27 protein-coding genes are annotated in these 19618 nt (G+C 37.2%); 4 read left to right on the forward strand and 23 right to left on the reverse strand.

Features of this window, described 5'->3' with window-relative positions:
• Positions 1 to 7: 7 nt before the first annotated feature.
• From AC28QF_RS06040 to AC28QF_RS06130, 19 genes are all read right to left on the reverse strand, one after another.
• Positions 8 to 529, reverse strand: a complete 522-nt coding sequence (locus AC28QF_RS06040) for a hypothetical protein (protein ID WP_186439166.1) — start codon at positions 527 to 529, stop codon at positions 8 to 10.
• A gap of 1 nt (position 530) precedes the next feature.
• Complete coding sequence (locus AC28QF_RS06045; protein WP_145000662.1) at positions 531 to 1019, reverse strand: hypothetical protein; 489 nt, start codon at positions 1017 to 1019, stop codon at positions 531 to 533.
• Positions 1016 to 1462 carry a hypothetical protein gene (locus tag AC28QF_RS06050; protein ID WP_145000660.1) on the reverse strand — a complete coding sequence of 149 codons (447 nt, stop codon included), beginning with the start codon at positions 1460 to 1462 and terminating at the stop codon, positions 1016 to 1018. Before AC28QF_RS06050 ends, AC28QF_RS06045 begins: the two co-directional genes overlap by 4 nt.
• A complete protein-coding gene (locus AC28QF_RS06055; RefSeq protein WP_145000658.1) occupies positions 1462 to 1650 on the reverse strand; it encodes a hypothetical protein in 189 nt (62 codons plus the stop codon). The genes AC28QF_RS06050 and AC28QF_RS06055 overlap by 1 nt, the downstream gene beginning before the upstream one ends.
• Positions 1651 to 2145: an N-acetylmuramoyl-L-alanine amidase gene (locus AC28QF_RS06060; protein ID WP_145000657.1), complete on the reverse strand. Its 495-nt coding sequence runs from the start codon at positions 2143 to 2145 to the stop codon at positions 1651 to 1653.
• Between the two features lie 10 nt (positions 2146 to 2155).
• Positions 2156 to 2593: a TIGR02594 family protein gene (locus tag AC28QF_RS06065; protein WP_145000655.1), complete on the reverse strand. Its 438-nt coding sequence runs from the start codon at positions 2591 to 2593 to the stop codon at positions 2156 to 2158.
• Positions 2577 to 4166, reverse strand: a complete 1590-nt coding sequence (locus tag AC28QF_RS06070) for a YncE family protein (RefSeq protein WP_145000653.1) — start codon at positions 4164 to 4166, stop codon at positions 2577 to 2579. Before AC28QF_RS06070 ends, AC28QF_RS06065 begins: the two co-directional genes overlap by 17 nt.
• The gene (locus AC28QF_RS06075) at positions 4159 to 4917 is read right to left on the reverse strand and encodes a hypothetical protein (protein WP_282068599.1); all 759 of its coding nucleotides are present in this window, start codon (positions 4915 to 4917) and stop codon (positions 4159 to 4161) included. Before AC28QF_RS06075 ends, AC28QF_RS06070 begins: the two co-directional genes overlap by 8 nt.
• A complete protein-coding gene (locus AC28QF_RS06080) occupies positions 4914 to 5387 on the reverse strand; it encodes a hypothetical protein (protein ID WP_145000651.1) in 474 nt (157 codons plus the stop codon). Before AC28QF_RS06080 ends, AC28QF_RS06075 begins: the two co-directional genes overlap by 4 nt.
• Positions 5388 to 5396: 9 nt before the next feature.
• Positions 5397 to 5624 carry a hypothetical protein gene (locus tag AC28QF_RS06085; RefSeq protein WP_145000649.1) on the reverse strand — a complete coding sequence of 76 codons (228 nt, stop codon included), beginning with the start codon at positions 5622 to 5624 and terminating at the stop codon, positions 5397 to 5399.
• The gene (locus AC28QF_RS06090; protein ID WP_145000647.1) at positions 5599 to 6159 is read right to left on the reverse strand and encodes a hypothetical protein; all 561 of its coding nucleotides are present in this window, start codon (positions 6157 to 6159) and stop codon (positions 5599 to 5601) included. Before AC28QF_RS06090 ends, AC28QF_RS06085 begins: the two co-directional genes overlap by 26 nt.
• Position 6160: 1 nt before the next feature.
• A complete protein-coding gene (locus AC28QF_RS06095; protein ID WP_488201138.1) occupies positions 6161 to 6697 on the reverse strand; it encodes a hypothetical protein in 537 nt (178 codons plus the stop codon).
• A 91-nt stretch (positions 6698 to 6788) separates the two neighbouring features.
• The gene (locus tag AC28QF_RS06100) at positions 6789 to 7430 is read right to left on the reverse strand and encodes a hypothetical protein (protein WP_145000643.1); all 642 of its coding nucleotides are present in this window, start codon (positions 7428 to 7430) and stop codon (positions 6789 to 6791) included.
• A gap of 102 nt (positions 7431 to 7532) precedes the next feature.
• Positions 7533 to 8444, reverse strand: a complete 912-nt coding sequence (locus AC28QF_RS06105; protein WP_145000641.1) for a hypothetical protein — start codon at positions 8442 to 8444, stop codon at positions 7533 to 7535.
• 73 nt (positions 8445 to 8517) lie between these two features.
• Positions 8518 to 8643, reverse strand: a complete 126-nt coding sequence (locus tag AC28QF_RS06110) for a hypothetical protein (RefSeq protein WP_488201137.1) — start codon at positions 8641 to 8643, stop codon at positions 8518 to 8520.
• A gap of 245 nt (positions 8644 to 8888) precedes the next feature.
• Entirely contained in the window at positions 8889 to 10370 is a 1482-nt protein-coding gene (locus AC28QF_RS06115; RefSeq protein WP_145000639.1) for a Fic family protein, read from the reverse strand.
• Between the two features lie 167 nt (positions 10371 to 10537).
• Positions 10538 to 11467, reverse strand: coding sequence for a zonular occludens toxin domain-containing protein (locus AC28QF_RS06120; RefSeq protein ID WP_145000636.1), 930 nt, complete (start codon positions 11465 to 11467; stop codon positions 10538 to 10540).
• Complete coding sequence (locus AC28QF_RS06125; RefSeq protein ID WP_488201136.1) at positions 11467 to 12489, reverse strand: hypothetical protein; 1023 nt, start codon at positions 12487 to 12489, stop codon at positions 11467 to 11469. The genes AC28QF_RS06120 and AC28QF_RS06125 overlap by 1 nt, the downstream gene beginning before the upstream one ends.
• A 4-nt stretch (positions 12490 to 12493) precedes the next feature.
• The gene (locus tag AC28QF_RS06130; RefSeq protein ID WP_145000632.1) at positions 12494 to 12946 is read right to left on the reverse strand and encodes a hypothetical protein; all 453 of its coding nucleotides are present in this window, start codon (positions 12944 to 12946) and stop codon (positions 12494 to 12496) included.
• Positions 12947 to 13089: 143 nt separating this feature from the next.
• Here AC28QF_RS06130 and AC28QF_RS06135 point away from each other — a divergent pair, with 143 nt between their 5' ends.
• The 4 genes from AC28QF_RS06135 (at position 13090) to AC28QF_RS06150 (ending at position 17973) form a co-directional block, all read left to right on the forward strand.
• Complete coding sequence (locus AC28QF_RS06135; RefSeq protein ID WP_145000630.1) at positions 13090 to 15177, forward strand: ATP-dependent nuclease; 2088 nt, start codon at positions 13090 to 13092, stop codon at positions 15175 to 15177.
• Positions 15178 to 16977 carry a UvrD-helicase domain-containing protein gene (locus tag AC28QF_RS06140; protein WP_349372905.1) on the forward strand — a complete coding sequence of 600 codons (1800 nt, stop codon included), beginning with the start codon at positions 15178 to 15180 and terminating at the stop codon, positions 16975 to 16977.
• An 82-nt stretch (positions 16978 to 17059) separates the two neighbouring features.
• Complete coding sequence (locus AC28QF_RS06145; protein ID WP_282068584.1) at positions 17060 to 17191, forward strand: hypothetical protein; 132 nt, start codon at positions 17060 to 17062, stop codon at positions 17189 to 17191.
• A 50-nt stretch (positions 17192 to 17241) separates the two neighbouring features.
• A complete protein-coding gene (locus AC28QF_RS06150) occupies positions 17242 to 17973 on the forward strand; it encodes a hypothetical protein (protein ID WP_349372904.1) in 732 nt (243 codons plus the stop codon).
• Here the strand turns inward: AC28QF_RS06150 and AC28QF_RS06155 are convergent.
• From AC28QF_RS06155 to AC28QF_RS06170, 4 genes are read right to left on the reverse strand one after another with little or no spacing between them, the layout of a single operon-like run.
• On the reverse strand, positions 17942 to 18418 hold the full coding sequence (locus tag AC28QF_RS06155) for a hypothetical protein (protein WP_272022823.1): 477 nt from the start codon (positions 18416 to 18418) through the stop codon (positions 17942 to 17944). The two genes, AC28QF_RS06150 and AC28QF_RS06155, sit on opposite strands and share 32 nt — an antisense overlap.
• A gap of 4 nt (positions 18419 to 18422) precedes the next feature.
• Positions 18423 to 18668 carry a hypothetical protein gene (locus AC28QF_RS06160; protein WP_272022822.1) on the reverse strand — a complete coding sequence of 82 codons (246 nt, stop codon included), beginning with the start codon at positions 18666 to 18668 and terminating at the stop codon, positions 18423 to 18425.
• Positions 18669 to 18670: 2 nt separating this feature from the next.
• Positions 18671 to 19291: a hypothetical protein gene (locus AC28QF_RS06165; RefSeq protein ID WP_272022821.1), complete on the reverse strand. Its 621-nt coding sequence runs from the start codon at positions 19289 to 19291 to the stop codon at positions 18671 to 18673.
• 9 nt (positions 19292 to 19300) lie between these two features.
• Complete coding sequence (locus AC28QF_RS06170; RefSeq protein ID WP_488201135.1) at positions 19301 to 19615, reverse strand: hypothetical protein; 315 nt, start codon at positions 19613 to 19615, stop codon at positions 19301 to 19303.
• Positions 19616 to 19618 lie beyond the last annotated feature (3 nt).

Here is a 19618-nt window from a genome sequence, read left to right on the forward strand (position 1 = left end):
GTTCGATTTATGATTGATAATTGGGAAGGCGTTGCACATATTTTGAGACGTATTCCTTCATTTCGCTTTGGCTTAAGAAGCTATTCAAGTGTTGCCACATATCCTTTTTGTAGAGCTGATAAAATGCTTTAGAAAGACTGGCGATTTGTGTTTTATCACGCAACTTTTTACCGAAAACATCTTTGATAGCCTCTTCGTCATCATTAAAAGTGCCTTTCGCATCCCTAATGATTTTAGCCAGTTTCTTAGCCGAAGCATCATCCAATACTTGAATACTTTTGGGCGCTACCCATTTCTGAACATCAGTTAGGTAGTTCAGATCAAATGGACTGTTCCAGTTCGGCTCTTGTTTGGTAGTTCCTACGTTTCCAGTAGTGACTTGCACGCCGTTTCCAATAGATGTGATTGTTGTGGATTGCAGTGCTTGTTGCTTTGTACGCTTTCGCGAAAGCGTAACAAAAACACCTATCCCGATAACGCCAAGTCCTGCGCCACCTATCATCCACCATCCTGTTTTTGAGATTTCCATATTAAGCTGTTCTGTAATTAGGTAGTGCCTTAACAATGTTGAGCACTATGGTTATTTCTTCCTTATCAAAGCGGTCTTTGAGCGTGTCAATTAGGTTTTTTGAATAGGTTTCTTGATACGCTTTTGCCACTTGAGAGACCTGAACTTTATCCTTCATCTTGCGGAAGACTCCGTAGACTTGTTCTTCATCATCGCCACCTTGATACCAACTTCCCCAAGACTTATAAATTTGGTCTGCATATCGAGAGGCAGTACTGGTTTTAAGTACTAAAACTTCACGGTTTACTGTTTGTAATACCTTGTTGAGATAATGAATATCAAAAGCGTTTTGAGAAGTAAGCCCACTAGATATAGGCTGAATTTGCGCTTGAATTGCAGATAGTAATTTGCTCGTTCTCAAATCTCGACTACGCTTTCTAACTGAGAAATAAGTAGTCCCAATTAAAAGTGATCCAACACTTGCGCCAATAATTTTGTATGTCAAATTCATTTGCCCAACAGTTTTAAGCCACGACCTGCAGGTGTGAGCATTGCTAAATCCGACACATCTGCATTCTTTGCTGAATTTTTAAGAAGTACAATAACACTAACCAATACGACCGCAAGTAATACAGGTACTCCAATCGATAATACCTTTGTCAAACTTTTCCCCAAGCCAAAAATATTACCACCGATTTCAGATAAATCGGCAATGGTTCTGGTTGCCATATTGGAAACATCAAGGTTGTTTTGATTGAGCCATTTGTTAAAGTTGGGACTCGTAGTACAAGATGCTGCACCATTAGATTTCCAAGTAATGAGCCATATCATTTTTGCATTCTCTTGACCTAATTCGCTTTTTAATTTCGTGAAATAGCTTGTCCAGAAGTCACACGGATCGTCTGCTTCTGGAACTAAAAAAATGCGGTTATCTATGTTTACTTGTATCGCCATTAATTACTCCTGAAAATGGTATTACTGTGTTTTTTGCTATCGGTTTTACTGAAATCGTTTTGTTCTAAAAATTGCTGAAGGCGAGCTTTGAGTTGTGCTTCTTTTCTTAAAGCGGTTCGCTTATCATAATTGATATACAGCTGCCTGCCCAACCAAAAACCAACGCCTAATGTCAAAATCGTTTTCATCTACTTTCTCTTGTAAATATTATGCTCGGGAATGTCTAATTCTCTGAGCCATTCTGCTACCTCAAATCCTGGACTATCTTCATCTGCTTTGGCAGGAATTTCATTAAAACCTGCAATAATGATATCTGGAAAGCGCAGTATATAGAACTTTACAATCGCTTCAAGTGCCGCTTTTTGTTCATCGGTACGTGTGTCTTTATCCCAAGCCTCTTTGAGTGTTCTACCACCTACATAGGCAATGTGTTTGGCAATTCCCGTGATACCGTTTTGACCGTGAGAAATACCCCATAAATCAGTAGTTGTTGGGCTGTCTTCGCTAATGATAGTTTGTAACACACCATCCTGAAGCACGAGGTAATCGATGCCTGGACGGTTCCAACCAAAACCACCTTTATCTTTTGGTAGCGTGTGCTGATTGATAATAATTTCCTTACCAAAGTCTTTCGCTTCGCTGGTGTCTGTACTTTGTATGATGAGATAATCTACTTTTTGCATCTGTTGTGATTTAAGAGTTTATAGCTGTTAAGCGTCTAAAGCCCAATAAGCGATAGACAGGATATTTCTTGATGTTGACTTGATTGCTCTGATTACCACCCAAGACATAGATGTACTTTTTATCTTCAGAATAGCTGATAAAAAGACCTACGTGACCTTTCCAACTGGCTTTTTTACTGCGCCAGAAGACGACCACATCGTTGAGTTTGGGTTCTTTGATATCAGTACCAACTTGCAACCAAGAGCGCGCAGTAAGTTTATTACTTCTTTGCACTTTCGCCTTGAGCGCTACCCAATTGATAAAGGCAGAACACCAAGCAGTTTCATCTGTAGAAACCCAAGTATGACCTATTTCCTTGAAGTAGTTGAGAACAATGGGATTATGTTGATAGCCTACAATTTCGGTTACACCGTATTGGCTTAAGGCTATATTAATAAGTTGACTCATTAGGTGGATCGTCTTTAGGGTTATCGAGCCACGATACTGGAATGCCTTTACTCATTTGGACACCAGTAGATATTCTTGATTTTTCGGGAAGTAGATTATACATCTCTATTTGATTGTAATAAATTAAAAAGCTGACTTGTTGTAACGGATTGATTTTAAAACACCAGGTCACGTGTCCATCTATCAAATTGCCATCAAAGTCAAATACTTCTGACACGTTAGCAAAGTTTTGAGGACTCTGACTATTACTCAACGAGATGGTTTTACAGATTTCGGTGCCAGTGACGGACTTTTCAGTAATCTGTAGTGCATTGATTCGGTCTTCTCCAGAAGCAACCAATTTGACGTGACCAACCATCGCAGGATTATGTTGGAAGTCTTCACGGTCTTCATAATATTCTTCGTTTACTGTTACGGTAGGACCAGATTGTAATCCCGAAATACTAACCGTATCATCTGTAGAGTTGCTCACGCCTATAATCTCTTCCTTAGAACTAATTGCTAACCCAAGTCCAAAACTTTCAGTTTTAATAGTATCTATTACTTGATGCTTTGGACTAATTCTACTAAACGTTTGATCGCCTCGATTCCCAACGTACATCAATCCATTATGGGGATTATAAGCAATAGCCACAGGATTTTTGCCTACGCTTAATTTAGTGATGGCTCCAAATCTTAAGGTGTCTAAAATCGAAACAGAATTTGAATTATTCAGTACCATATACATATTCTTGGTCACTGGATGGAATTGAAACGAAACAATATCTGCCACTACAGAACCTACGCTTCCTTTTTGATTGCCTTGAAGATCATACACATTGATGGCGCCATCCACAATATTGTGAATGTATAAATCGCCTGAATCTGTATCAACTCCAAGTGTTCTGGCTCCAGGTACTAAAGGCAAATTATTTACTCTACGATTGATGCAAATTTTAGAGATTGTTCCTGAAACTAAATTTGCTGTATAGTAACATTGATCCACAGGATTATAAACAATATCTACTGGGCGATTACCAACAGCTTCTCTTCTTAAAATTGAAAAGTCCTGATTTATAAAAACCACCTCATTTGAAACTGAGCAAGCTATTGCTACAACTCCATATTCAACGCTATTAGTAGATGTATTTACCGCTAAAGCAACTGGACTAACACTACCTGGAACTCTTAAAGTCGTTGGATTAGTTGTTCTTCTTTCGCCAACTCCAGATCCGTCATCAGTCTGAGAATTACCTTGAAACAAGTCAATTGTAGTGACAAGTTCTCCTGAAGGATTAACCACCGAGACAGAATCGCCTAATTGATTCACTACATAAAATAAGTCTGTAACAACATTATAGACCAGCTCTTGTGGTTGCTTATCTACGACTACACTTTTTGTGCCTTCTTCATTTATAAACATTGGGTCAGTGAGTGGAGTGCAAGCAATCGCACCCCAAAGACATACTTTTCTAATATCCTTCGTATGGTTTGTAACCGTTACTTGTACAACATCATTCTCTTTTTGAAGTTGCGCGTAGAAACGTTTTAAACTTGCCTGCTTGTCTAACCAAGTATATGTTGCTCTACTCATTGGCTCTATAATTTTCTATAAAATTGATAACATCTTTGGTACGCTCAATTTGTGATGCACCAACCATTTCTGGGTTTTTCCCGAACACTTTCGTTACCGCATACACCGCCTCAATGGTTGGGAAACCATAATCGAGGTATTGTTTCATTCCGCATAAATCTGCGGTGGTTTGACTGCGTGTATTTAAGAACCAATGACAGCCTTCGTGCGCTAAAATTGCCACGCGAATAGGAATAGTGTAAGACTTAAACAAACGTTGTGAAATCTGTACTCTCGGCATTTTTCGATGCGTTCTCGCAGGTGTGATAAGCTCTGCGCCTAAAGGATCTGTTATTTTATCTAAATATTGAAACAGAAATTCGTTGTCGGTACTTTCATAAAATCCAGGAGGTACATATCCTGCTTTTTGCGCAAACTGAATCGCAAATTCTAAAAAGCGATGTTGGTCATCAGTCGCCCAAACCGCAAGTGCTGGCATTTTTTCAATTTTCACATTGACGATTTCAAAAGCATCGTCATCTGCGTGGTTTTTATCAAAGACTTCCATTTCCAGCACCTCTGGAGAGACTGGCAATGCGATCACAAATTCTCGTTTTGAGTTCGCTTTCGCGAAAGCGGCTTTTCTCCTAAAATAATAACTGTTAGGATGCTCAGGATCATACACACGAATTCCCAACTCAAAAGGCATCAAAGCCATAATGGTCAGTTTTATCTGAAAGCGTTCTCTATTTGATGGAATGGTTGTTATCACTGAGGATATTGTTGGTATTGCTTATTCTTAGAACCACTCATTACCGCAAGTCCAATCACTCCGACAACTACGACGCCACCTAAAACATAAACGATGGTAGGAATGCCTTTTTTCTCTTCTTCAGGAACTTCTGGAGCTCCTAAGTCTACAGAGAAGTCTGAGGGCAATTCTGCGTTAGTGCCATATCCATCTAAAGGTTTTGGTGTAGTAAAAGAATCGATTACTTGACCTATCGCTGTAGCGCCTCCAGCTTCTTTATAAATCTGACCTACATCTTTAAAGAACTTCGTGCGCTTTGCTTTGCGCTCTATTCGTTTTGGAGCAGATCTTCTTACCGTTCTTCTTGCTAGACGTTTTGCTTTTCGCTTGGCACGTCTTGCTTTACGTTTCTTTTTATTTCCAAAAAAATCATCGTAATCCTCATCTTGTAGATGGCGACTTAAAATGCTCTCTGTTTCTCCTAAAATCATAAATGGGTATTAGATAATTTGCATTATTCTTAAGGTCGAGGCACCAGGATCATAGGCAATTTTCTTATAACCTTTACCCACAAAAGGATAGCCCTTTGCTTCGCCAGGAAATAAAACCACTCCATTAACCAAAGCTTTTCCTTCTCCCACGTTTTTAATTGAGGCGCTCAAAAACCCATCACTTATTTCTCCTGAGACCGTTGTGTCAATTTCATTTACTTGTGCTAATATGTCCATTTTGTAATTTTTTGTTTTGAATGAATTTATAAATCCCAAATCCCGTAGCGCCTACAACTCCCACTACAGCAATTACTTTAACCACTTTGCTAACCTTACTGTCAGATTTCATTGCCTTTTTACTGGCTTCTACTTGGTTGGCTTGAAGTTGTTTGACTTCGGCTTTTGCAATAGCAGATAATGGTGTTTTGACAACCGCTGGACTTGATTTTTTAATCAAGTGACTTATGGGTGTCTTTGTTTTGACTGGTGGTTTTTTAGTCTTGATGACCGCTTTTTTCGGTTGTACCGTTTTCTTACGAATCACAGGAATTGTCTTTACTCGAATAGGCGGTAATTTCATAGGACGACCACGAACGACTCTGGGGCGACTTCTTACAGGTGGTCTGCTTAATTTTGGTTTAGAAGACCGTGTGCTTTTTAATAGTTTTCGAGTACGGCGTTTCTTTCTGCGACGACGACGTCTGCCTCCAAAATTATCGTAGTCTTCGTCCTGATAAACATCATAATCTGTAAGTGCGTAGGTGTTTGTCATTTTATCTCGGCATTGGCATCGGTGGTTGTCCGTAAGGCATTGGTGGACGTCCCGATTTCATTAATACTACCGCTCCAATACCTAAGACGACCACACCGCCACCTATCATTAGCATCATATTAGTCTTCTTTTTGGCAGCTTCGGCTTTTTTCTTTTCTTCCTCACGACGACGCGCTTCCTCTTGTCTGCGACGTTCTTCGGCTTCTCGACGTTTACGTTCTTGCTCTTCGCGCATACGTTGCATACGCATTTCCATATCTCTTTTGGCCGCAGCAGCTTGGGCAGATGCTCTTGCTTGTGCAGCTGCTTGAGCTGCGCCACTATTAGATGAACCTCCGCGTTTCTTTTTCTTAAAGAGTCCACCTATAATGCCTACAGCACCTTTGGCAATCGCTCCCCAAAATTGGTCGTTCTCTTGTGATGAAAAGCGAGCGATTAAAGTTTCTAACGCTTTCGCGAAAGCGTAATCTCCATCTTTTAATAGGTCAACCACCTCATTTACGAGTTGCTCTTTTGATGGTTTACCTTGAAAGAACACATTGCTTTTAGCAAGCATTTCTTGAACAGGTTTTGGATAATTGAGAACCAAATAGGTAAGGTTGTCAATCGCCTGATTGTATTGTGATTGTTTATTTGACATTGCTAAAATTGAATTTTAAACCGTGCCCAACTAAAGCGCCTGCGATGAAAACCACTCCAAAAAGTAGGAGTTCATCTTTAGTCACGCTGAAGGTTTTATGCGGTTGTGGTTTAGGTTCTTCTTCTTTTTTCTTTGCTTCTTTACGAATGCGCACTTCGTTCCAAACCATTTGTACTTCCTGAGCAAGATTTTTGTCATCTGCTTGAGCGTTAGATCGTTTTACGATGGTTTGGTAATAGCGTTCTAAGTCTTTGTCCGAATAGCTCTCAAACTGATTGAGAAAACTGTCTTCATCGCCTGTCCCTGAATAATTAGAATGTCCACAAGCTTTACAGAAATTGCTTTCTGTATTATAAGAGTCGTTGCTACAAGCACCACAAAAGTTATCTTCTTTGGATTGGCTAAGCTTTAAAATAGCATCCTTATCGGGATGCAATTGTATGAGCTCTTTAATGACTTTACGCCCTTTTTTGCGAGCAAGTTCTTTTATAGCTTCTGCTAGGTGTTTAGGGTCTTCGGGCGCTTCAAAACCATACTCAAATAACAATTTTGCAACATCATCTGTATTGTGATAGACGATATAATCGATTCTATTTTGAGCTAGTGAAGGTGTTTGTTTTGAGTTTTTCATCTTGATTTCAATAAGAACAGCCAGAGTATATGGTTTAGGGGAAAACCGACTCTGGCTGTCTGGTATTAGGTACAAAGTCTGGACGATTTCCTTATTACAGGACTATCGTCTACGACGTCTTACCAATCGAGAAACTGGACGTCTCGTCACCGGTTTTCTGACTAGTCTACGACGTTTTACAACTCTACGAGTAGGACGTCTCACCACTCTACGTCTAGGACGCACACCTAATGCTGTTGGTCTTTTTCTACGGATTAAATCCAGTTGTGGAAGCCCAGTGGTACGTGGTGCTCTTGAAAGCTCTGCCACGTTAGTGCCTTTTAAAAGGTTACCCAGATTTGCTCTCGCTTTAATCGTAAATGTGAATACTGCCGTCACACCATCTTCTACAGATACACGCAGGGAATCCTGACCTGTAACATCCATCTCGAAGTTATCATCGTCGATGAGTTGTTGGGTAAAGTTTTGTGGCGAAGTCGCATTACGCGGTTGATACACTCTGGTGGTTTTAGACCCAGAAGCGGTTCTACGGTCAATACGTAGCACGTTATCAAATTGCAGTGCGTTACTCACAGAGTATTTCATTCCCGCAATCTTGAACGGATTTGATTTGCTCTCTTCACGTACTTCTTTGTGACTGGACTCTTCAATCTCAACGGTTAGTCCGTTAGGTTGAGCAGCTTCTGCATTACCACCAAAAATAACTGCCTCTGCACGAGCGCCAGATTTGTTAGTCACGACAACCGTAAGGGTTCTATCGTTAGGGTCTATCTTGCCAATACTTGATTTTGTGTAATCATCATAGGCATCATCGTCGTACTCGCCTTCATCAGCGTAGTCGTCGTAATCATCATATTCATCTTCGTACTCTTCGTCATAACCGTCTTCTAAACCTTCAAATCCAGTATCGAAGTCGTCTTCTTCATCGTCGTACATCTCGTCGTTATCGTAGTCGTCATACTGATCTTCAGCAGCTTCTTCGTAACGCATTAATTCGTCGTTATAATCTTTCATTTGTTTTCATTGTTTGCCTGTTCAAAAAACAGGATGATACTTTTGTTTTGGAGTCCAAAAGTGTCTCTAAACACTATTTTTTAGTTGGACTTGCGGTTGCTGGTTTCTTTGCTTCAGCTAATTTTTTAGCTTTCATTTTTTGCATCATCGGAGCAATTAAAAATGTTCCTAATGCGATTCCAGCGACGCCTGCTCCCACACAATATAGAATTGGTGTCCAGGCGATGTCGTTCTTGTTTGCTATTCGTTTAATTATTGATTGATTTCGTTTTGAATTACTTGGCGAGGTCTCTAAACCTTGATTGAGTGCGAAGTTGAGAATGAATGGTAGTTTTTCCGCTGTCGCGAAAGGGACTTTGGGACGAGTGGAAATAAAAAACGCCTTAACGATGAAGTTAAGGCGTCAATGCAATAATGAATTATAAAGTGCTTCTAACTGGTTTTCTAATTATTAATTATCCTCAATACACCTTGATTGCTCTCTTTAAACGCCTCACTTTGACGCAAAACTTCTTCCATTGCAACCATATCATCACCAAGCAATGTATCACTAAAAGCTTGCGCTCTGTTGAGCATTCTTATGTAAACGGATGGGTCTTGATTTCTGGTTAACCTGCGTAATCCTCCTAAATAATCTTCTCTGTAGACTGTTGGGATAATTATTTTGGTCTGTGATGCAGTAGATAGTTCAGCATTCATCATTACACGTGCAATACGTCCATTACCATCTAAAAAAGGATGGACTTCACTAATCACAAACATTATGTAAGCTGCTTTTGCAAAAGGATGTGTTAGTGCTTGATAGTAGTCAAAACTTTTATAAAGTGTTCCTGTAACTAATTCCATTTCTACAAAAGAGGTGTCTCCAGCTCTGTTGTTTTTGTCTTTGAACTTTCCTGGCTTTTTATCTTCTCGAGCACTCAATAATATCTGATGTCTGTACTGAAGTATTTCTACTAATTCTTCTTTAGTGCTTGGAACGATTTTCATTTGGCGTGGGTTAGAAACAATTTGATACGTTCCTAATACGTCGTGAGAGTCTTCATTACGTGATGGTAGTGGTTTTTGAGTTTCGATGACTCGTTTTGCCTCTTCAATTTCAAAGACAGTACCTTCTATGTAATTGGAAAAGTAACTTTCATAAAAGGCAAAGTTTCTATAAGCAGCAGTTGTGGTATTTTTTTCTTCTCGATGCTGAAACTCTTGTTGTTTCAAAGCTGTAAACAACGATTCAAAAAGTTGAATTCTAGCCGGATCATAAGGCACTCCAAATGCTCTTGCTGATGCTACTGGCGATTTTAATATACTCGATGGTTTTGTAGTGAGTAAGGCGCTTATGATTTTATTTAGCTTGGTAAACTCTTTAATCAAGCCCACTTCTTTGGCAATCTTTCTTGCTTTGTCTCTTACCGCATTTAATTCGTCTTCTCCATTAATACGGATGATTTGTTCCAGCTTTTCTTCAATTTCTGGATAGGTTAATGTTTTAGAATCGGGACCAAGCTTTCGAGAAGATTCCATATTTTCCAGCAAAGCACGTTCTCTTTGAGATAGGTATAATTCTCCAGAAAAGATGGTGTCGCCTTTTATAGGTTTATTGCCAGCCAATAAACGAATTGTTATTCCTGGTAATTGTGCTTTTCTTGTGTAGGTGTACGTTAAAAATATTTGTCCTGTGGCTGTTGGTGCAAACTCAAACGCAGAACGATGGCTTAATAGTGCACCTGGATATAAATGCCCAAGAATATGAAATAGATTGCGTCTTGTTATGTCTTCTGGTGTATCTTCAAGATTAGAAGTGTAAACTCTGTTTGCCAGCTTCCGTATCGTTCCCTCTTTTTCTAACTTCGATATTTGTTGCGATGTCGCAGAATCGGAAGAGCTAAAAATGATCTCTTGTAAGTGGATTGGTATATTTTTTTCCATTAAAAAGTGGATTTACGACAAAAATGTAAAATATTTTCCACTAAAACGTATTTTTATTAAAATAATTTCTATTAATAGAGATTAAATAATTTCTACTAAAATGTGTTCAACTTGTGAATTATTAAAATTTATTCCACTAAAACGCTATTTATTTAAAATATTTTCTACTATAAAGGACTATTCAACCCATCTTCGTGATAACGTAACTTTTCAGAAATCATCTTTACAATAGCCTCGTTCTTGGTTTTGTAGATGTTATTCCCATCAAAATCTTGCTCATTAAGTAGCATCTTGACTTTGCGACTTTCTTCCTGGTCGATAAACTTTTTACAGGCTCTTATAAATGCTGCACGACTACAACCTTTAATACGTTGCTCTCGCATATTGACGTACACAAAAAAGCTCTTCTGGATTTTATATTCAAGCTCTGTAATCTTACCCATTGCAAAAGCATTGGAACACAGCTCGTATTGTTCATCTACAATAAGCTGACCTATACGAACCATTTGATATTTAGGAATACGTTCTCGATAGCGCGTCACATCGTCAACTTGGTGGTGCAATCGCAACCACGTACAATTTTGCCATTCTGAGGTTGTGATTTTTGCTACAGACTGGTGTGTGAGTACAATGTCAATTCCTTTATGACGCACTGTACAAAGCGCACCAATCATAGACTGTCCTTTTGCACCTGTCATATAATGGTCAATATCGTCTAAGACTACGAGACCATTTTTATAGTGTTTCATAATCTTAGTAATGACTTCTTTCTTTTCATCATTATCCATAGGCGAACCATCTGCATTAAAAGGACGGATACGTCTTGAAGATACTTTGGTAAGTGCTTTTAAATGATTTGGGCTTACTGTTCTGAATTGAGGGTAATCATCATCATTAGTATCAAAAGCTAACACTTTTCGACCTTTCTTTCCCATCACTAAATGATCCATCATATAGTGTTTGATCTCTTGTTTGTTGCGATAGGTTTTACCAACACCAGTTTCTCCACAAACGAGCATAATCATTGGTTGGCGCTCTAAATCCTCTTTCTTATAGCTTATGGGCTTACGACCTCTGTTAGATGCTTTCTGAGACATTAGGAATTGTTTTGTGGTTCTTCAGCAACATCTATGATGGGAATGTCATCATCGACTTCTTCAACTTCTATATCTTGAATGGTAGGTTCTGGCTTATTTACTTTTTTTTGAAGTGGCTCTTGTTCTGGTTGCGCTTTAACGCTCCGCTCTCCCTGCGGTCGTGAATCTCGCACGCTCGATTTCGCGAAAGCGGAATCCGTACCATCTGAAACATCCTCATTTTCATCTTCCTCCTTAATATCTTCTACTTCAGTTTCCACTTTTTCCTGACGGACGATGTCCAGAATGCGATTTTCAAGTAGGCTGTTTTCTGCTCGCACTTCCATAACGACTTGAGCCTTTTTCATCAAGATGGAAATTACTGCACCCATTAATTGCTGTTCTGGCGTGAGTTTTTTAGCCTTCCTACGAAGTACTTGAGCAAGCAATGGTCTAAGTAAAGCTTGATCTTCTTTGTCAAGCTTGATGCGTTCTACATTCTTATCATTCTGCTGGTCTACAACCTGAATGATTTCCTCAAACTCATAGAACTCTTGGTGCTTTCTGATCTTTACGAAGTAACCACCGCCAACTGCAAGAACATTGTTAGACATTCCCAATATCGCATCGGCTGCTTGATTTGCTTGTGCGAGCGGTACTTCAAAATCTTGGTCGGTTACGGTTTCATCAGCTTCGGTATCAAATCCGTTTCCGTTAATTTCTTGTTCTGGAGCATCAAGTGGTTCTTGTTCTTTTTCCTTTTCGACCTTTGCTTCGACCTTAGTTCTAAAATCGGTTTGGGTGTTTCCGCTGCGTCCAGGTTCTAGTTCATCAAGGGTCTTATGCTCTTGTTCTGGTTTCCAAACGTTCCAACTTTTCTGTTTTTCTTCTTCGGTTTCAACAGGACGTTCGCCACCTATGTCTTTTTCAATTACAGGTTGGTTAAGCGGACTACTATCTTCGTTTTGAAGTTGTTCAAAATTGATTTCTTCTGGAGTTGCGGTAAGGGCATCTTGTACCTCTTGAGCGATTTTGTCTTGCATAGGCTTAGTTCAATTTTGCAATAAAATTGATGATGTTGTTTTCGAGGATTTTGAATTTTTCTACAAAAGGTTTGTAGAATTGTGGGATGGAAAGAATCTCATCGCACTTGTGATAGTTGTAAAGAATGGCACGTTTAGATTGGTTAAAACTCTCGCCAATCTTGGCATAACTAGAATCTGTATATTTCTTGAGTAAATAATAACAGGACATACGCGCTTCACGATACTCTTGAACGCTGCTGGTGTAGAAGTTTTCTTCTTTTAAATCAAAGACTTCAATGCTCTGAGAAATAATAAAAACGAGAAGAAGTTTTACTTTCTCTTTGTCTTGTGTGGTAAGCTCTGTATTACTGGTTAGACTATCAATAACCTCAATGGTTTTTTGAAGTCCAAATTTCCCAATTAAGGAATCTATACTTTGCTGTAAATCGTGATAATCGTGTGCTGTCTTTTTCATTGGGCTAATGCCGAATTGTTTGACAGGCAAACTACTAAAAGTTGTTTTTTAATTTATTTACAAAAAGTTTATAGAAGATTTACTTTAGTTTTCACTTGAGTAGGTGCGAATGTTTTTTAACTTGTAGGGTTTAAAAGAAGTTTATGAGAATCAAGAATATACAGGTTAGATTTTTTAGATTATTAGCAGATACGTCTATTAATTTAGAAGATGATATTACATTAATTGTTGGAAGAAATAATACAGGAAAGACATCACTTCTTGAAGTAATTAAAATGCTTACATCCAACGACGATTCTTTATCTTTTGAAGACTTTTCTCAATCCTCATATTCTCTATTTAAAGAATTGAATATAGAGTTTGAAAAGACTCTCGTTCCTGAGATAACGGATGAGAACAAAGAGACTATTGAAATAGATATTCAGAAACGTTTTCCTAAGATTCAACTTCAAATTGAATTTCACTACGATAAATTAAAAGACTCATTAACAGAGTTAAGTGAGTTTATCACAGATTTAGACGAGGAGAGAAATGATGCTTGTGTTTTGTTATCCTATGAACCTATAAATACGTTAGGGTTATTAAAAATGTTCAATAACAGAGAAGATAAAAAGATCACTTTGATTCCATATTTCAAAGAAAATTTAAATACTTTTTATAGGTTACGCTGTTATGCTAAAGATGTTAAGTCCGACTACCAGCGTGAAATTGAATTAGGTTTCAAAGAAAAGATAAAAAAGATAGTTTCTTTTGAAGATATCAAAGCTTTGAGAATCTTAGATGATAAAAAGAATGATAAGAACAAAACACTCGCACTAGGTTTTTCTAAATATTATAATGAGCGCGATAAAACAGATGCCAATGTTAAGGCTGTTGAAGATAAGCTTAAAGAAGTATCTATTGACCTTAAAGAGAAATATGATGTTGTTTTAAAAAAGATTCTAGTCGATCTTGGAAAATTTGGAGCAAAGACTCCTATCGTGATACCTCCAATTACTATAGATTCAGAATTTGATTCCGAGGCAGTTATAAGAAATAATATCAAATATTATTACAAGCAAGAGGAAATTAATCTACCGGAAAGTTATAATGGATTAGGCTATAGTAATCTTATTTATATGGTATTAGAGCTTGCTAGTTTTATCCAGCGTTTCCGAAATGCAAAAGAAGATAAAGTTTCAGAATTCCTTACTGTACTTATTGAAGAACCTGAAGCGCATATGCATCCGCAGATGCAACAAGTGTTTATTAGCCAGATCAAAGGTATTCTTGAAGAAGCTAAGAAAGACAATATACACGTCCAATTGTTAATTACATCGCACTCTTCACATATTCTATCTGAAGCGGGAATTGATTCTGACAAAGGTTTTAAAAGAATTCGATACTTTAATAGAATTGATAGCGGTATTGAGGTACAAGACTTTAATACTCTTGAAATTTCAAATGAAAAACAAACCGCAAGATTTTTAAAACAGTATTTGACCCTACACAAATCTGACTTGTTTTTTTCAGACAAAGTAATTATCGTTGAAGGCACTACAGAACGTATGCTAATGCCCCAACTCATCTTCAAATCGGCTCCTGGACTTTCCACTCAGTATGTGTCAATTCTTGAAGTAGGCGGTGCATATACGCATAAATTTAAGGAAATATTAGAGTTTTTAAAGCTAAAAACACTGGTTGTGACAGATATAGATTCTGTAGATTCTGTAAATGGAGAACGATGTGAAGTCAATGGTGGTATAGATGGAGAATTAACATCTAATCACACACTGAAGGATTGGATTCCCAAAAAGTCTAAAATCACAGAACTTATCGCTTGTGAGGAAAAGAATAAAATTGAAAATAATATTGTTAGAGTAGCATATCAAACAACTGAAAACGGTATTGTAGGTAGAAGCTTTGAGGAAGCTTTTATTAACACGAATCTGGATCTTTTAAAATCAAATTACACCGACGATAAAGGCGAGGAGAAAAATGTGAAAAACCTTTTTAGTTTCGCAAAGGTTAAGACTCTTGAGACTTTAAATTCTGAAACTCCATTTGAACTAGCACCTACAAGTTCAAGCGCAAAAACTAATTTTGCATTTGATGTAATGTCCTTCCCTGAAGATGATATTTCAAATTGGCAAGTCCCAGTATATATAGATGAAGGTTTGAAATGGTTAGAAAAACCTATCGATAAAAATATTACTAAAGAAATCGTTGATGCAACTGGAGAAGAAGAATAAATGGAAGCTATTGATCAAATAAAAGAGAAGATTACCACGCAGAAAAGTTTTGTATTGGAAGCTGGTGCAGGTGCAGGAAAAACTTATGCACTAATTCAAACTATTAACCATCTCATTGACACTAAGGGTAAAGACCTATCTCTTAATAATCAAAAAATTGTCTGCATTACTTACACTAATGTAGCCAAAAATGAAATTATAGATCGCCTTGAGAATAATCCTTTAGTATTAGTTTCTACAATTCACGAGTTTCTGTGGGATAGTATAAGACTATTTAACAAGCAGTTAATTATAGAATTTGATGCTATCAATACCATTAAACACGAAGAAAAGCCAGACAAACATATCCTTGGATTAGCTGACCGTATAAAATCTGTTGAGTATTCGGATAGAGCTTTTAGTGATTTTGAAAATGGAACCGTAGGACACGATGACTTAATTCTTTTGTCTCAAAGAATGTTTGAGAATTATGAGTTATTAACATCAATAATTACATCGAAATATCCATATCTTTTTGTTGATGAATATCAAGATACTGCCCCAGAAATTATTAGTGCATTCCTAGACTTTCTACTTCCAAGAAATGAAAAGAATATTCTACTAGGATTTTACGGCGATTCACATCAAAAAATCTATAATTCAGGAATAGGTTCATTGAAAAGTTATGTTGATGCAAAACGGATTGAAAATATTGACAAAATTGAAAATTACCGCAGTTGTCAAGAGGTTATTGACTTACTTAACAATGTTAGAACAAACATAAAACAGGAAATACCAAAGGGTGCTGAAAAGGAAAAAGGTAGTGTAGAGTTTATAAATAGTGAAAATTATCCTGACAAAATTAAGGGTCAAAAGGTAAAAGAATATGAAGATTCATTGATGCCACAAAAAAGTAAAAACTATGATTACGTTATAAAGGAGTTAGAGTCAAAAGGCTGGGAATTCGGAGCAGGAAGCGAAGATAAAATTCTAATTATAGCAAATAGCCGTGTTGCTCGAAGAGGTGGTTTTGGAAAACTTTACGGGATTTATAATCGTAGATTTCCTCTTGGTGCTGCAGATGCTCTAATTAAACGAGAGCATCCTTTAACAGCCCTTTTTGTTGGGTCTATGGATAAAAAAACATCTATAGAGAGGAAGACTGGAATAGAACATTTAGTAAATCATTATGATAATGGTTCGTATAATGAAATATCTAGTTTTTTAAAACGTAATGGCTCTCAATCAATCAATTTAAAAAAGCATTCCGATAAGAAGGTTATTAACGAAAAAATTGAAGGATTGATAACTACAAGAAATACAAAATCAACTAAAGATGTTTTAGATTATGCACTAGAAAACAAGCTTATTGTTCTTTCGAAAGGTATGTATAGATTACAAGAAAAGGTTAATAAAAATACAGATGGACTATCTGATGATGAAAAGGCTAAAATAGAAAAAGAGAAAATCTTTTACGATTCTGTAATGGCATTACCCTATAAAGAGATTATAGCCCTTTTTGAATACACACAAAATCAAAATGTTTTTTCCACCAAACACGGTACTAAAGGAGAGGAATACCGTAATGTTCTAGTTGTTATTGATGATACTAGTTGGAAATCCCAATATAAATTTGAAGGTTATTTTGACGATAGTGATACATCTGATGGTCGTAAAGAAAGGACAAAAAATCTTTTTTATGTATCATGTTCACGAGCAAAAGAAAATCTTGTAGTTCTCGCGCTATCTAAAATGGAAGCTCCTGCAATGACAACCATAAAAAAATGGTTTGGAGCAAATAATGTAAGCATTTTTAAATAAATTCTCTATCGTCCAAAGTTTACAATCCACTTAAATAAAGCCTAATATATTTGAACCATTATTAATATTAAAACTCAAAATTATGGCAAAGTCAAACACACCACCAAACGGACCAAGTAAAACAGGAAACAAATCAGGAGGCGGAAGAGGTAACAATCAACCGAGAACAAGTTCAAGTAAAACTGCAAACTCTGGTTCTAAAGTAAAGAAGTAATGCAAAACTGATGGTCGCAATGACTAACACATTGCGACCATATTGTTACTATGACGGAAGAAGATTTTAAAATAGATAGATTTCACGAAACCTGGGAAAGTGGCGTTCCCTATTGGTTCATTGGAGCTTGCTTACTCAATTATAATTTCAAGTCCTTTAGGCGCTTTTTGATTTATATTTCTCATTATAGCTCTGTTATAGATTTAAGGGAAACTCCTTCTCAAGACATTAAAAACGAAGAAATAATAGCTGGATTTCAGCCACTATTCACAGAACGTATTCCTAAAAAGGTGCTATACCAAATAACTAGACTCAAATCAAAAACTACTTTTAATGAACAATTTAAAACCTATTTTGTAGCAAATAATCTAATAGGGAGAAAAAGTTTCACGATGCTGGAAGCTTATAAGATTTTAGAGTTTTGGCAAGGTGAAGGTAAATGGGGAAGAATGCAGGCAGCGAAAAAAGATATGTTAGCTGATATTATTCACAATGGAAATTATGAGCGAACTGCTGAAGAATTTAGAGGAGCTTTGGGTAAAGAAGGTTACAGACCAAACCTTATATCTCCCAAAAAAATCAAACAACTCATTGAACATATTGACCTTACAGAAGAAAACCAGATTGAAGAACTTATGGGTTATAAAGAACTTCAAACTGGCTTATTATGGATGTTTGGAATAGTAATGATTTGCCATTTTTTCACTCAAAATGAGGGCGTTTTTAATACAAATAGTAAATCGAATAAAGCTATATCCGCTCCACCTCATACCGATACCTAAAAACACTAGTCCGTACCACACGATATTTTCCAATCACGGTATTCCAACCCAACTGCGTTTTTACACCCAAATCTCGAAATGTCGAACCAGCAATATTTCGGACACGTCCCATTCTTACTAACTCCTCTAAAATAGCCTCGTCATTAGCAGGTTTTGCAGCTTCCTTTTTAGGTGCTACTTTTTCAAGTTCTGGTTGTTCTTCTAGTGCATCTTCAATCTCATTGAACTCTAGTTTATCGGCATATTCTTCATCTATGTCTTCAAGGATTTCTAAATCCAGTTCCTCAAGCTGTTCGTATAAACTCCCTTTTTCACAATCTGAAACCGTTTCAAGTAGCTTATGCATTCTATCAAAAATTTCTATTTTTTCTTGAATAGGTTGCAATAGTAATTTCTTATCCAACTTGTTATTCTTCAGGAAAACCTGATGTTCTATTTTCTTCATAATCTTATGTTGTTATTGGGATGAGTTCCTGTTTATCTGCAATAGCATTTTCTAAAACATTAGATAGCGCTGCTGTCGCCAGAGAGGTCACGATGATAATACCTGTTGTTTTTAAAAGTTCAGCACCTTTGGGTATTTGTAGTTTAAACTCCTTTGTTGGGTCATTCTTACCTAAATTATAATAGATGAGCGCTTCGGCAAAACCTATGGCGAGTCCAGCGCCTGTGATGATTAATACTTTTTTATTCATAGTTATTTGGTGGCTTTTTCTTCCATTTTATCATACTTCGCTTTGATGTCTTTTTCCCCAGCTTCGGCACGTACAAAGTTGATTCCGTAGGTATTCATAATACCTCTGTGCGCTCGCAACAGAATCTTTTCGGCTTCCTTTTGCATCTTCACATTATCCTTATGCACTGGCGGAATCAAATTAGCTATCGCGATAAAATGATTCTTGATTTTGGTGTGGCGCATTGGCTTAGGCTTCTTAGGCTCATTCTTGCGCTTTTCTTCATTAAAGCGTTTGATTTTTAACCGACACGCCTTGATGTCTTTACTCAAACTATCCAGTTCTTTCTTGACGGTTTTAGTAGGTTCTTTGTCCTTTTTTGGAGCATCCTTTTTAGAATCAGATAATTCTTTTTTAGACGTCTCTTTAGATTCCTTCTTTTCCGCTTTCTCAGCTTTTATGGCGTTAGGTGCGAGACGTTCCACTAACAGAAAAACCTTTTCAATGTTCTCCTTGGCAATCTCTTCAAAAGCCTTTTTATCATTGGTTTCTTTGTAGTCATCCAGTATGTCCTGCACAGCAGTTTGTAATGCTTCAGGTTGCACATTGCTCATATCGAGCGCTTGTAATTGTTGTATGGTCATCGTTTATTTTTAAGCTGCGATTAGTAATTCTAGTTCCAGTAAGTCTAACGCTCTGGCACGTTCTTTTTCTTGAAGGCGTATGATTTCTTTAGCATCGCTACGTTTATCTTTCTGTTGCATTTTAGGATGCAGCATCTCATGTAAAAGCGCATCTGCTTCTTGGGCTTTCGCATCAGACTTGCTAAAATCTTCAGAAGTTGATTTTATCACTTCCCAAGCCTTTACAGGATCAAGTTTACTACCTGTGAGATCTACAATTTCATCTTGATTTTTAATCTTCAACGCCTTGAGCGCATCCTTGGTTATATTCTTAGTTTTATACATTTT

The sequence above is a fragment of the Tenacibaculum sp. M1.3A genome (assembly GCF_057732375.1).